General features: G+C 54.0%; 12 protein-coding genes. 8 read left to right on the forward strand and 4 right to left on the reverse strand.

Annotated elements, in window-relative coordinates; all coding sequences use genetic code 11:
- The first annotated feature begins 13 nt into the window (after positions 1-13).
- Positions 14-868, forward strand: a complete 855-nt coding sequence (gene rpoH / locus ABK821_RS15020; RefSeq protein WP_138359350.1) for an RNA polymerase sigma factor RpoH — start codon at positions 14-16, stop codon at positions 866-868.
- Between the two features lie 33 nt (positions 869-901).
- Here rpoH and ABK821_RS15025 read toward each other — a convergent pair whose 3' ends face one another.
- Positions 902-2,416 (reverse strand): PLP-dependent aminotransferase family protein, encoded by a 1,515-nt coding sequence (locus ABK821_RS15025; RefSeq protein ID WP_138359348.1) that lies wholly within the window; start codon positions 2,414-2,416, stop codon positions 902-904.
- Between the two features lie 118 nt (positions 2,417-2,534).
- Here ABK821_RS15025 and ABK821_RS15030 point away from each other — a divergent pair, with 118 nt between their 5' ends.
- Both ABK821_RS15030 and ABK821_RS15035 read left to right on the forward strand, forming a co-directional pair.
- Entirely contained in the window at positions 2,535-3,800 is a 1,266-nt protein-coding gene (locus ABK821_RS15030; RefSeq protein WP_138359346.1) for a 4-aminobutyrate--2-oxoglutarate transaminase, read from the forward strand.
- Between the two features lie 315 nt (positions 3,801-4,115).
- The gene (locus tag ABK821_RS15035) at positions 4,116-5,219 is read left to right on the forward strand and encodes a branched-chain amino acid ABC transporter substrate-binding protein (protein WP_138359344.1); all 1,104 of its coding nucleotides are present in this window, start codon (positions 4,116-4,118) and stop codon (positions 5,217-5,219) included.
- Positions 5,220-5,328: 109 nt separating this feature from the next.
- On the opposite strand, the gene ABK821_RS15040 is transcribed toward ABK821_RS15035, so the two are convergent.
- The 3 genes from ABK821_RS15040 to panM all read right to left on the reverse strand — a co-directional run bounded on the left by ABK821_RS15040 (position 5,329) and on the right by panM (position 8,515).
- Positions 5,329-7,380: a DUF2207 domain-containing protein gene (locus ABK821_RS15040; RefSeq protein ID WP_343178068.1), complete on the reverse strand. Its 2,052-nt coding sequence runs from the start codon at positions 7,378-7,380 to the stop codon at positions 5,329-5,331.
- A gap of 4 nt (positions 7,381-7,384) precedes the next feature.
- Positions 7,385-7,927 carry a LemA family protein gene (locus tag ABK821_RS15045; RefSeq protein WP_138359340.1) on the reverse strand — a complete coding sequence of 181 codons (543 nt, stop codon included), beginning with the start codon at positions 7,925-7,927 and terminating at the stop codon, positions 7,385-7,387.
- A gap of 204 nt (positions 7,928-8,131) precedes the next feature.
- Positions 8,132-8,515 (reverse strand): aspartate 1-decarboxylase autocleavage activator PanM, encoded by a 384-nt coding sequence (gene panM, locus ABK821_RS15050; RefSeq protein ID WP_138359338.1) that lies wholly within the window; start codon positions 8,513-8,515, stop codon positions 8,132-8,134.
- Between the two features lie 422 nt (positions 8,516-8,937).
- Here panM and livK point away from each other — a divergent pair, with 422 nt between their 5' ends.
- The 5 genes from livK to livF are packed head-to-tail and all read left to right on the forward strand — an operon-like array spanning position 8,938 to position 13,803.
- Positions 8,938-10,047: a high-affinity branched-chain amino acid ABC transporter substrate-binding protein LivK gene (livK, locus tag ABK821_RS15055; protein ID WP_138359336.1), complete on the forward strand. Its 1,110-nt coding sequence runs from the start codon at positions 8,938-8,940 to the stop codon at positions 10,045-10,047.
- Between the two features lie 60 nt (positions 10,048-10,107).
- The gene (livH, locus tag ABK821_RS15060; RefSeq protein ID WP_138359334.1) at positions 10,108-11,034 is read left to right on the forward strand and encodes a high-affinity branched-chain amino acid ABC transporter permease LivH; all 927 of its coding nucleotides are present in this window, start codon (positions 10,108-10,110) and stop codon (positions 11,032-11,034) included.
- Positions 11,031-12,308 carry a high-affinity branched-chain amino acid ABC transporter permease LivM gene (locus ABK821_RS15065; protein WP_343178067.1) on the forward strand — a complete coding sequence of 426 codons (1,278 nt, stop codon included), beginning with the start codon at positions 11,031-11,033 and terminating at the stop codon, positions 12,306-12,308. The genes livH and ABK821_RS15065 overlap by 4 nt, the downstream gene beginning before the upstream one ends.
- On the forward strand, positions 12,305-13,072 hold the full coding sequence (livG, locus tag ABK821_RS15070; protein ID WP_138359330.1) for a high-affinity branched-chain amino acid ABC transporter ATP-binding protein LivG: 768 nt from the start codon (positions 12,305-12,307) through the stop codon (positions 13,070-13,072). The genes ABK821_RS15065 and livG overlap by 4 nt, the downstream gene beginning before the upstream one ends.
- A 17-nt stretch (positions 13,073-13,089) precedes the next feature.
- Entirely contained in the window at positions 13,090-13,803 is a 714-nt protein-coding gene (gene livF / locus ABK821_RS15075) for a high-affinity branched-chain amino acid ABC transporter ATP-binding protein LivF (RefSeq protein ID WP_138359328.1), read from the forward strand.
- Positions 13,804-13,868: the final 65 nt, after the last annotated feature.

Below are 13,868 nucleotides of genomic sequence, written 5' to 3' on the forward strand. Positions count from 1 at the left end.
TGAGAGGATTTGAATGACCAAAGATATGCAAACTTTAGCTTTAGCCCCCGTTGGTAACCTGGAATCGTATATCCGGGCTGCTAACACCTGGCCGATGTTATCGGCTGATGAAGAGCGGGAGCTTGCTGAAAAGCTGCATTACCAGGGCGATCTGGAAGCAGCGAAAAAGCTGATTCTGTCTCACCTGCGCTTTGTTGTTCATATTGCTCGTAATTATGCGGGCTATGGCCTGCCGCAGGCGGATTTGATTCAGGAAGGTAATATCGGTCTGATGAAAGCCGTGCGCCGTTTTAACCCGGAAGTGGGCGTGCGCCTGGTTTCCTTCGCCGTACACTGGATCAAAGCGGAAATTCACGAATACGTGCTGCGTAACTGGCGTATCGTGAAGGTCGCGACCACTAAAGCGCAGCGTAAGCTGTTCTTTAACTTGCGTAAAACTAAGCAGCGTCTTGGCTGGTTCAACCAGGATGAAGTGGAAATGGTTGCCCGCGAGCTGGGGGTGTCGAGCAAAGACGTGCGTGAGATGGAGTCACGTATGGCGGCGCAGGACATGACCTTCGAAATGTCTGCGGATGATGAGTCCGATAGTCAGCCGATGGCGCCGGTGCTCTATCTGCAGGACAAAACGTCTAACTTTGCCGACGGTATTGAAGACGATAACTGGGAAGAGCAGGCGGCCAATAAACTGACCGACGCGATGCAGGGCCTTGACGAGCGGAGCCAGGATATCATCCGCGCCCGCTGGCTGGATGAAGATAACAAGTCCACGTTGCAGGAACTGGCGGATCGCTACGGCGTTTCAGCGGAGCGTGTGCGTCAGCTTGAAAAGAACGCCATGAAAAAGTTGCGCGCCGCTATCGAAGCATAATCTGAGCGCCAGCCTCCCCGATAACGCCCCACATTACGTTGGGGCGTTTTGTTTTTCAGCGCCAGCGAGAACCTGCGGGCAGTACCTTTGCAAACACTTCAGCAGCAGGTTAAATGCCGGTTCCATTTGCGCCTCCTCCAGGGAGGCGAAACCTATTAACAACCCTTTCTTACGCCGTTCCGTCAGGTAATAGCGCGACAGCGGACGCACTAAAATAGTGTCTTCGTTCGCATGTCGGGCAATGGTCACATCATCCACCTCATCCGGCAAATTCAGAATCAGATGCAGTCCGGCATTGTCGCTAAAATCCGACAATGCGTGCGGCCCGCAGTGGCGTTGAATCAGCTCGATCAGGCAGGCGCGACGGCGGCTGTATAGCAGACGCATGCGGCGAATATGCGCCGAGTAATGACCGGCGTTGATAAATTCCGCCAGCGCCAGTTGGGTAAGCGAATGGCCACCGCGATAGAGCTCGGCATGGGCGTTTTTGAGGTTGGCTGCCAGAGGGCGGGGGAGCACTACGTAGCCCAGTCGAAGCCCGGGATAAAGCGTCTTACTGAACGTGCCGATGTAGACCACCGGCGCTTCAGGGGCCAGGCCCTGCAATGCCGGTATTGGCTGGCCGGAAAAGCGAAACTCGCTGTCGTAGTCATCTTCTACAATCCAGCTTCCGTGTTGATGAGCCAGCGCCAGCAACCGCTGTCGGCGTTCGAGGCTCATCACCGCGCCGAGCGGATACTGATGAGATGGCGTAACGAAGATCAGCTTCGGCGTTTCGGCGAGGGTTTCGGGCGGGCACAGACCATTAGCATCGACGATAATGGGCTCCGCCTGTACTTCATTCATCGCCAGTACATGGCGAATGCCCCAGTAGGAGGGTTCCTCAACCCAGGCCAGATCGCCCCTGTCGCACAGCATGCGGGTAACCAGATCGATAGCCTGGTGGATCCCCTCGGTAATAAGAATTTGCTCTGCCTGACAATGGACGCCACGGGCTACTCTCAGATAATCGACCAACGCATGTTGTAGCTCGGCAGTCCCGCCGTTGCAGCTGTAGCTAAGCTGCTCTGGCTTTGGCCGTCGGCTGATACGCGCCAGGATTTTAGCGAACAACGGGTGAGGGAACGCGTTGACGTCCGGTACGCCGGGGATAAAGGCACCCCACTGGCGAGGGCTGGCGCTGACGTGGTCCAGCAGATGCAGGCCGCGCCGGGAGATCAGCGCGGTTGACGTTGATGCGGGAGCGTTTTTATCCGCGCGGGTTGCGGGGAGGAACATATCGGGCAGCGTTTTTGCCACGAATGTTCCGCTGCCGCGACGGGAAACCACATATCCTTCTGCCAGAAGCTGTTCGTAAACCGTTAGGATTGTGTTACGTGAAATGTGCAGCTCACCGGCCAGATCGCGTGAAGGGGGCAGGCGGCTGTGGGGCGGCAGAGAACCATCCAGAATTGAGCGGCGAATTGCCTTGTAAAGGCGTTTATGCAATAGCGGGTCTGATTCTTCCTGCAATCTGACCAGTAGCAAGTCTGCGACAAGCGAGCGCAATTGGATCTCTCAGATAATCTGAATTGGTACTCGATTATAGGGCCAAATACGGTGTAAATAAACGACATCATTTCGAATTTGTTGCGATAGCGTGATACACATGACAGGAGATTCTCGGGTGAAAAGTTCAGAACTGAATCAGCGTCGTCAGCAGGCGACTCCGCGCGGCGTAGGGGTAATGTGCGACTACTTTGTTGAAAAAGCAGAGAATGCCACCCTGTGGGATATTGAAGGCAATGAGGTGATTGATTTCGCTGCCGGTATCGCGGTGCTGAATACCGGTCATCGCCATCCTAAAGTGATGGCCGCTGTTGAACAGCAACTGCAGGCCTTTACCCATACGGCTTATCAGGTTGTCCCGTATGAAAGCTATGTCACGCTGGCTGAGCGGATTAACGCCCTGGCGCCAATTGCAGGCCCGGCGAAAACGGCATTCTTTACCACCGGGGCGGAAGCCGTTGAAAACGCGGTCAAGATTGCCCGCGCTTATACCGGACGCCCGGGATTGATTACCTTCGGCGGCGGTTTTCACGGGCGTACCTTTATGACCATGGCGCTGACGGGTAAAGTGGCCCCTTACAAAATTGGTTTTGGTCCGTTTCCGGGATCGGTTTATCACGCCGTGTACCCGAACGCCGTCCACGGCATCACCACTGCCGAAGCGATGAAGAGCCTGGAGCGCATTTTCAAAGCGGACATCGCGGCGGATCAGGTGGCGGCGATTGTGCTGGAGCCGGTTCAGGGTGAAGGCGGTTTTAACGTTGCCCCGCCTGACTTTATGCAGGCGCTGCGCGCGCTGTGCGATACCCACGGCATTCTGCTGATTGCCGATGAGGTGCAAACGGGCTTTGCGCGTACCGGCAAACTGTTTGCGATGCAGCATTATGATGTGAAGCCTGACCTGATGACCATGGCTAAAAGCCTTTCCGGCGGTTTCCCGCTTTCCGGCGTAGTGGGGCGTGCCGAGGTGATGGATGCACCTGCTCCGGGCGGCCTGGGCGGTACTTATGCCGGCAACCCGCTGGCGGTTGCGGCAGCGCTCGCGGTTCTGGAGGTGATCGAAGAGGAGAAGTTGTGTCAGCGTGCCGAACGGTTAGGTCAGCATCTGAAAGAGGTGCTGAATCAGGCGCGTCAGCACTGTTCAGCCATTGCGGATGTTCGTGGTCAGGGGTCGATGGTGGCGGTAGAGTTTAACGACCCGCAAACCGGGGAGCCATCGGCGGAAATTACCCGTCAGATTCAGCAGAAGGCGCAGGAAAACGGTCTGCTGCTGTTGAGCTGCGGCGTTTACGGCAACGTAATTCGCTTCCTCTATCCGTTAACTATCCCGGATGCGCAATTTACGCAGGCGCTGGATATTCTGTCCCGCATACTGAAGGACTAATCCTGTTGTTTGCGGCAGCCTCGGCTGCCGCAGATTTATCATCCCAGAACGTTATATAAGTCCAGTTTATCGTTCTGTGGGTGATGTTTTCTGTTGATGCAGATTTTTATTTGTCACTTATCTGTTACGTCTCTCTCATTTTCTCGTTCCCAATTCTCCTGAATGACGGTATGTTTAGCATAGTGTGCTGCATAAGCGCAGGCGGCAGACCCTAATCTAACTATCATATGCTTTTCTTATGTGTCTAATTAGAATAATGCGCTAGAAAACAACATCACAACAAATGCAAAAACCATGATAATGGGGAGCCTCAGGATGAATATGAAGGGTAAAGCGTTACTGGCAGGATGTATTGCCTTAATCATGAGTAGTGCGGCAATGGCCGAGGACATTAAAGTCGCCGTCGTAGGCGCGATGTCTGGCCCGGTAGCGCAGTATGGTGACCAGGAGTTTACCGGCGCAGAGCAGGCAATTGCGGATATCAACGCCAAAGGGGGTATCAAGGGCAATAAGCTGCAGATGATAAAATATGACGATGCCTGTGACCCGAAACAAGCGGTTGCAGTGGCGAACAAAGTGATTAACGACGGCGTGAAATATGTTATCGGCCACCTGTGCTCCTCCTCCACTCAGCCAGCGTCTGATATCTATGAAGACGAAGGTGTGCTGATGATCACGCCGGCCGCCACCGCGCCAGAATTGACCGATCGCGGTTATAAATTGATCCTGCGTACCACGGGTCTTGACTCCGACCAGGGGCCAACCGCCGCAAAATACATTCTCGACAAAGTGAAACCGCAGCGTATTGCGATCGTGCACGACAAGCAGCAATACGGCGAGGGGCTGGCCCGCGCGGTGCAGGATAACCTGAAGAAAGGCGGCGCTAACGTGGTGTTCTTTGATGGCATCACCGCCGGTGAAAAAGATTTCTCTACTCTGGTTGCGCGTCTGAAGAAAGAGAATATCGATTTCGTTTACTACGGTGGCTATCACCCGGAGATGGGGCAGATCCTGCGCCAGGCGCGCGCCGCCGGGCTGAAAACGCAGTTTATGGGGCCGGAAGGGGTCGCCAACGTTTCGCTGTCTAATATCGCGGGCGCTGCTGCAGAAGGCATGCTGGTGACCAAACCGAAGAACTACGACCAGATACCGGCCAACAAACCGATCGTGGATGCGATCAAAGCGAAGAAACAGGATCCGAGCGGCGCGTTCGTGTGGACCACCTACGCCGCGCTGCAATCTCTGGAAGCGGGTCTGAATCACTCTGATGATCCGGTTGAGATCGCCAAATACCTGAAAGGGACAACGGTGAATACCGTCATGGGGCCGCTCTCCTGGAACGAGAAGGGCGACCTGAAAGGTTTTGAATTCGGCGTGTTTACCTGGCATGCCAACGGTACGGCGACCGACGCCAAATAAATTTAACCTGCATCTTTCGCGCTGCAGGTGCGTTAGTTGCGTGTTTCAACCCCGGTTGCTTACTGATGTAAGCAACCGGGGGATTTCAGCGCTTGCCGCGCGACGGCATTTACCAGCCGCCACCACCACCGCCTCCGGAACCGCCACCAGACGATCCCCTGCCAGAGGAACCAGATCCGCTGTAGCCAGAACCTGATGAACTGCCGCTTCCTGAACTTCGGTCTGGCCTCTCGCTGGCAGCAGAATGACAGCTATGGCAAAAGTGATTCACACTAGCCCAATTTGCGTTCTCAAATACTTCCGACATCGCACCGCTAGTGGCCAGGTATTTGGCAAACGTATTCGCCCACGTTTTCCCTACGTCGAGCGCCAGTGCGACCGGCAATAGTTTTTCAAAGTGTGCAACCATCTGGTTGGGTGGATAAAGCGCCTGAAAGCGTGGTTTTTCAGCCGTTTTGATATACAGCTTCAGCCCTTTGGCTATGGCCAGGTCGTTCAGTCCACTCTGTGTATAGCGCGGGGTTTTCCAGCCAACGAACGCGCACAGTGCAATAGCGGTCAATAATGCGCCAATATAACCGGGTGGAATCTGGGTGACGGGCAACATAGTGAACAAAAAAATGCCACCGCTCAGCGTGGCGAAAGGGCCAAATATGAGCGCCATAAAAATGGGAATAGGTCCCCAACTGCGCCCTGTTTTTATCGGATGGCAAAAAAATTTCAGCAAAAATGACAGCAGCGAAACACCTACAGTCAAAAACAGCAGGCTTGGAATGGTCAGAAACGCTGCTGCCGGATTAAACAAGACGCCGCAAACGATCGGCACAAGCAGCGCTATGTAAATGCAACGCCGAAATGGTTTACCCCATTTTCGGCATAGCTGCGGTTTCTGCTCGTCGCAACGACTTTCCAGCCATTTACGGGCGTTAAGCATCAACTGTTGATGAGGGGTACTGAGGTTGATATTCTGACGTTTAGTGCTGAAAAGTATACTCAGCACCTTTTTGTCGGCGGCATTGAGCTGCCGATTATTTGCGTCGGGTGAGCGGGAAAGCCACTGTTCACCAACCGAGGCTGAAAGCCACACGCTTTCGGCCTTGCTCTTCTTTTTCTTCGTTAATGTCATCGCCCGTTTGGCAACCAGCCCCAGCAGATCGCTGCTGAATGCCACATCGTCATATTTACGCTGCTTGATGAAACGCAAATAGCCTGGCGACATCGCGTCAGGCAGCGAGAATTGTGGCACTACCGGCGGCATTTTTAGCCCTGTGATAGTGACGTTTTTGCGCCACCAGAGCCAGTAGTAGATGATAAGTAGTAACAGGGGGAGCCAGATAGCGCTGGTTGCAAACGTAGGCACCAGTAAATGAACCAGCGGCCAGACAGCTATCGGGGCGGCGGCATTGGTCAGGATGTCGCGCGGCCAGGTATAGACAACGGTTAACCCTTCTCCGGCGGCCAGGGGACGCGATGTCTGGACGCTGCCATCAGGCAAGATTGTCGCATTGTTTGTTTTTACGCCCGATTTACCGGTGTAAACGTCGATAGTACGCAACCTTGCATCTTTACCCTCGGCATCCAGGTTACCGATGGCATCAGGTAGTTCCACGTGAAAACGGACTTTGCTGATTGGCCAGTTCCAGTCGTTTCCTGTGACGTTCCAGTAAAGCTCATCCCACTCTGGAAAACGGCTGAAATGGTTGCTGACCAGGTAGCGGATTTCATAGTTATAAATACCAGGCTTCAGGATCTGTTCGGCGTTGCCTATACGAATGGTCAGCGTTTTTGTCGTATGATCGAGGCTGTATGGTTCTACCACTCCATCACGTAGGACTGATTTTATTGCATAATCCACACTGAAAATTTTGCCATCTTGCCGGTTCCAGGTAAGAGGCAGTGTGCGAAAAATCCCCCGCCGAATCTCGTTACTTAGCGAGAGCACTTTGATGTTTTCCTGCATCTCCATGCTGCCATCCGGATTAAAACGTGCCCGGGAATTGAAAGAGATAATATGTTCATATGCGGGTATCAACCGTGCGTTGCTGGGAAGCTGAGAGGCATCAGTGATGGTAATATTGTCGCTCGCAACTGAGCTAAAACCAATCAGCCACAGGATCAACACACCAAAACCGTGAAGGATCCGGGTGGGCAACCTCGACATGGGATCACTCCATCCTCGGCAATTTGGATTCTTCGAGTGAATCCAGTTCAAAGAAGAGTTCCGCTCTGAAATTAAACAAGCGAGCCAGCAGCAGGCTGGGGAATGATTCCACCAGAATATTATAATCGCGCACTGTACCGTTAAAATAGCGACGGGACATCTGAAGTTGCTCTTCTATTTCGGCCAGGGACTGCTGCAAAGAGAGAAAGTTTTCGTTGGCTTTGAGTTCAGGATACGCTTCTGCCAGGGCGAATATACGGCTCAGCGTCCTGGAGTATTGCTGCTCGCTGTCAGCAACTTGTCGGGGATCCCTCATCATGACGCTGCGCTGGCGAGCGATTTCTTCCAGTAGCTCTTTTTCGTGCTGCGCATAACGTTTTACCAGGCTGAGTAAATTAGGGGCCAGTTCGTGACGGCGCTTGAGCTGAACGGCAATACCGCTCCAGGCCTCGTCTTTAAACCGCCGCAGCGAGATAAAACGGTTATAGGTGATGATGGCCCAAAGAAGCATCACGGCGACAATTGCCGGTCCAATGTACATTTCCATATGGTAATTCCATGATTGTTGTCGATCATTGTCGATCAGATAGTTAAATATGAATGGTATCTGCGCAATTTTACGCGTTGGTGAATCTTACTTCACATGCAATGGTTGGGTAAATTGTGCATCCGTCAGCTGATATCTTGAACTGTCAGGAGAAAACAAACACGCTCTGCTTTACCCGATGAAATCGATTGGACAACGCTTTGACTAGCGCTTTTCCCAACCGCCGGTTTGTGCGCTAAAGCCCAGCGCCTGCATAAACGCCGCCATCACGCTTCTGTTTTCTACGCCGCTATCGGCTATTCGCCAGCAGGTGATTTCCGTGTTATCCCGCAAGGCTTCTTCCACTAAATATTGCCCGACGCCGCGGCGGCGAGTCACTTCACGCACGCACAGCGCGCTCAGTTCGCCTTCGACGCCAGTCAGCGTCACCCGAACGGCGCCCAGCAGGCGATCGTTAAAGCGAGCGGCATAGATACGATGATTATCATCCAGAATTAACGCCGACAGATTTTGTGACGGCCAGATTTTCCCTAAGTCGATGCGATCCTGATCGCTGAAGTGCTGCAAACGAATAATGGTCAGTTTCATGCGCGGAGAGTCCAGTTAAAACAGATGCGTCAGTGTAGCCAAATTCACTATCGGGCGGTGCGCTGTTTTTTTACCAATTCATCAGGGGATTCGTTTTCCTGGATGGGTCAGGGTAGCGCAATGCATTATGGATCGAAAAATAAGCAGAATTTTAACCTGGAATATAGCGTTTTATTCCGCCTTATGTATCGTTATTTTATGCTGTTTGTTGGACTTTTTTTGTTTATCTTCCCGCAAATACAGAATATTATATTTCCTTAATATCCTGAAAAATAGAGATTTTACTCTGTATTCAGGCAAAAAACCGCGCTAAATCATTAAAGATAATGATAAAAGTAGCGTTGTTTAATAAAAGCACAGAATGCTTTTTAACCATAAAAATACAAGATATTTACACCACATCACGAACGGGGTTCTGTAGTATGAAAAGGAGCGCGAAAACGGTTATCGCGGGGGTTGTCGCACTGGCGATGTCCCATGCGGTAATGGCCGGGGATATTAAAGTCGCGGTTGTTGGCGCGATGTCTGGCCCGGTAGCCCAGTGGGGCGATATGGAATTCAACGGCGCACGTCAGGCGATTAAAGATATTAATGCTCAGGGCGGCATTAAAGGCGATAAGCTGGTTGGCGTGGAATATGATGACGCCTGCGATCCGAAACAGGCCGTTGCGGTCGCGAACAAAATCGTCAATGACGGCATTCAATACGTTATTGGTCATCTCTGCTCCTCTTCCACTCAGCCTGCATCTGATATTTATGAAGATGAAGGCATTTTGATGATCTCACCGGGCGCAACCAACCCGGAGCTGACTCAGCGCGGTTATCAGTACATTATGCGTACCGCCGGTCTGGATTCTTCTCAGGGGCCGACCGCCGCAAAATACATCCTGGAAACCGTCAAACCGCAGCGTATTGCTATCATTCATGATAAGCAGCAGTACGGCGAAGGGCTGGCGCGTTCTGTCCAGGAGAACCTGAAAAAAGGCGGCGCGAACATTGTCTTTTTCGACGGTATTACCGCCGGTGAAAAAGATTTCTCTGCGCTGCTGGCGCGTCTGAAGAAAGAAAATATCGACTTCGTTTATTACGGCGGCTACTACCCGGAAATGGGGCAGATGCTGCGTCAGGCGCGCACCGTGGGTCTGAAAACCGTGTTTATGGGTCCGGAAGGCGTGGGTAACTCATCGCTCTCCAATATCGCCGGCAATGCGGCGGAAGGCATGCTGGTGACGATGCCGAAACGCTATGATCAGGATCCTGCCAACAGCGCTATCGTTGCTGCGCTTAAAGCCGACAAGAAAGATCCGAGCGGTCCGTATGTCTGGATCACCTACGCCGCCGTGCAGTCTCTGGCGCAGGCAATGGACAGAACCGGAAGCAAGGAGCCGCTGGATTTAATCAATGATCTGAAAGCGCACGGTGCGAAAACCGTGATTGGGCCGCTGAACTGGGATGAAAAAGGCGATTTGAAGGGATTTGAATTTGGTGTCTTCAAGTGGCACGCGGATGGGTCATCCACTCTCGCGAAATAAGCCATAAAACACGTTATCCCACCGCCCGCGCAACGCGGGCGGGTAGAGAAAGGTTACCTTATGTCCGAGCAGTTTCTTTATTTTCTGCAGCAGATGTTTAACGGCGTCACGCTGGGAAGCACCTATGCGCTGATCGCCATCGGCTATACCATGGTGTACGGCATTATCGGCATGATTAACTTCGCCCACGGCGAGGTATACATGATTGGCAGCTATGTCTCCTTCATGATCATTGCCGCCCTGATGATGATGGGAATTGATGCCAGTTGGCTGCTGGTGGCCGCCGGATTCGTTGGCGCAATTGTGATTGCCAGCGCCTACGGCTGGAGTATCGAACGGGTGGCTTATCGGCCCGTGCGTAACTCCAAGCGTCTGATCGCGCTGATTTCCGCTATCGGGATGTCCATCTTCCTGCAAAACTACGTCAGTCTGACGGAAGGTTCGCGCGATGTCGCGCTGCCAAACCTGTTTAACGGCCAGTGGACGGTGGGCAGCAGCGAAAACTTCTCTGCCACTATCACCACTATGCAACTGGTTATCTGGATCGTCACGTTCATCGCTATGCTGGCGCTGACCCTGTTTATCCGCTATTCCCGTATGGGCCGCGCCTGTCGCGCTTGTGCCGAAGATCTGAAAATGGCCAGCCTGCTCGGTATTAATACTGACCGCGTTATCGCTCTGACGTTTGTGATCGGCGCGGCAATGGCGGCGGTTGCGGGTGTATTGCTGGGTCAGTTCTACGGCGTGATCAACCCGTATATCGGTTTTATGGCCGGGATGAAAGCCTTTACCGCCGCCGTTCTCGGGGGTATCGGCAGTATTCCTGGCGCGATGATTGGCGGCCTGATTCTCGGTATCGCTGAAGCGCTCTCTTCTGCTTATCTCAGCACGGAATACAAAGACGTGGTCTCCTTCGCGCTATTGATCCTGGTTCTGCTGGTGATGCCGACCGGTATCCTGGGTCGCCCGGAGGTGGAAAAAGTATGAAACCGATGCATTTTGTGATGGCGCTGCTGTCAGCAGCGATGTTCTTTGTGCTGGCTGGCGTCTTTATGGGCGTGCAATTGGAACTGTCCGGCACCAAACTGGTGGTGGATACCGCCGCCGATATCCGCTGGCAGTGGATCTTTATCGGTACCGCCGGGGTCTTCCTCTTCCAGTTGCTGCGTCCGCTGTTGCGGAAAACGATGAAGAACGTCTCCGGGCCGAAGTTTATTCTGCCGGCCATTGATGGCTCGACGCCTAAACAGAAGCTGTTGCTGGCTGCTCTGCTGGTTATTGCCGTGGCGTGGCCGTTTATCGTGTCGCGCGGGACGGTGGATATCGCCACGTTGACGATGATCTACATTATCCTCGGCCTGGGCCTTAACGTGGTGGTGGGACTGTCCGGTCTGCTGGTACTGGGCTATGGCGGCTTCTATGCCATCGGCGCTTACACCTTCGCGTTGCTGAACCACTATTACGGTCTGGGATTCTGGACCTGTCTGCCGCTGGCGGGGCTGGTCTCGGCCGCAGCGGGTTTTCTGCTCGGCTTCCCGGTGCTGCGCCTGCGCGGCGACTATCTGGCGATTGTGACGCTTGGTTTCGGTGAGATTGTGCGCATCCTGCTGCTCAACAACACCGATTTGACCGGCGGCCCGAACGGCATCAGTCAGATCCCGAAACCGACTCTTTTTGGTCTTGAATTCAGCCGCAGCGCCCGCGAAGGCGGCTGGGATACGTTCAGCCACTTCTTTGGCGTGAAGTACGATCCGTCCGATCGCGTGATTTTCCTCTACCTGGTGGCCCTGCTGCTGGTGGTGTTAAGCCTGTTTGTCATTAACCGCCTGCTGCGTATGCCGCTCGGTCGCGCGTGGGAAGCGCTGCGCGAAGATGAGATCGCCTGTCGTTCGCTGGGCCTTAGCCCGACGCGTATCAAGTTGACCGCGTTTACCATCAGCGCGGCGTTTGCCGGTTTTGCCGGTACTCTGTTCGCCGCCCGTCAGGGCTTCGTCAGCCCGGAATCCTTCACCTTCGCTGAATCCGCTTTTGTGCTGGCGATTGTCGTCCTGGGCGGGATGGGCTCGCAGTTTGCGGTGATCCTCGCGGCGATTTTGCTGGTAGTGTCGCGTGAGCTGATGCGTGATTTTAATGAATACAGCATGCTGATGCTGGGGGCGTTGATGGTACTGATGATGATCTGGCGTCCGCAGGGCCTTCTGCCAATGACGCGTCTGCAGTTGAAGCTGAAAAACGGTCAGGCGAAAGGAGAGCAGGAATGAGTCAGCCATTATTATCTGTAAGCGGCCTGATGATGCGTTTCGGCGGCCTGCTGGCGGTCAATAACGTGTCGCTGGAGCTGCGTGAACGGGAAATTGTTTCGCTTATCGGCCCGAACGGCGCAGGGAAAACCACCGTTTTTAACTGTCTGACCGGCTTCTATAAACCGACCGGCGGCAGCATTATGCTGCGCGACCAGCATCTCGAAGGGCTGCCGGGCCAGCAGATTGCCCGTATGGGCGTGGTGCGGACTTTCCAGCACGTGCGTCTGTTCCGCGAAATGACGGTGATTGAAAACCTGCTGGTGGCGCAACATCAGCAGCTGAAAACCGGGATCTTCTCCGGTCTGCTAAAAATGCCGTCTTTCCGCCGCGCGCAGAGCGAAGCTCTGGACCGCGCCGCCGCCTGGCTTGAGCGTATCGGCCTGCTGGAGCACGCCAACCGCCAGGCCAGTAACCTGGCCTACGGCGACCAGCGGCGTCTGGAGATCGCCCGCTGTATGGTGACGCAGCCGGAAATCCTGATGCTGGATGAGCCTGCTGCGGGGCTAAACCCGAAAGAGACCAAAGAGCTGGACGAACTGATCGCCGAGCTGCGCAGCCATCACAACACCACTATCCTGCTGATTGAGCACGATATGAAGCTGGTGATGGGCATTTCCGACCGTATTTACGTGGTAAACCAGGGCACGCCGCTGGCCAACGGTACGCCGGAAGCGATCCGCAATAACCCGGACGTGATCCGTGCCTATTTAGGTGAAGCATAATGGTGGTGACGCATAAGATGGAAAAAACGATGTTATCTTTTGATAGCGTTAGCGCGCACTATGGAAAAATCCAGGCGCTGCACAACGTCAGCCTGCATATCAATCAGGGGGAGATCGTTACCCTGATTGGCGCCAACGGCGCGGGGAAAACCACGTTGTTGGGCACCCTGTGCGGCGATCCGCGCGCCTCCAGCGGGCGCGTTGTGTTCGATGGTAAAGATATTACTGACTGGCAGACGGCGAAAATCATGCGTGAAGCGGTGGCGATTGTTCCGGAAGGGCGTCGCGTCTTCTCGCGGATGACGGTGGAAGAGAACCTGGCGATGGGGGGATTTTTTGCCGATCGCGACCAGTTCCAGACCCGCATCAAGTGGGTGTATGAGCTGTTTCCGCGTCTGCTTGAGCGTCGGGTTCAGCGTGCGGGCACCATGTCCGGTGGTGAACAGCAGATGCTGGCAATCGGTCGGGCGCTGATGAGCCAGCCGCGCCTCCTGCTGCTGGATGAGCCTTCGCTGGGACTGGCGCCGATTATCATTCAGCAAATTTTCGATACTATCGAACAGCTACGCGAACAGGGGATGACCATCTTCCTCGTCGAACAGAACGCCAACCAGGCGCTGAAGCTTGCCGATCGCGGCTATGTGCTGGAAAACGGTCACGTGGTGCTATCCGATACCGGCGATGCGTTGCTGGCTAACGAAGCAGTACGCAGCGCCTATCTGGGCGGGTAGTTAATTAAAAACGCCGGGCGGCTATCGCCTTACCTGGCATGTAAAACCAATAATATCATCATGTT

It is taken from the genome of Klebsiella sp. KE9456 (assembly GCF_043832615.1).
Taxonomy (GTDB): Bacteria; Pseudomonadota; Gammaproteobacteria; order Enterobacterales; family Enterobacteriaceae; genus Klebsiella; species Klebsiella indica.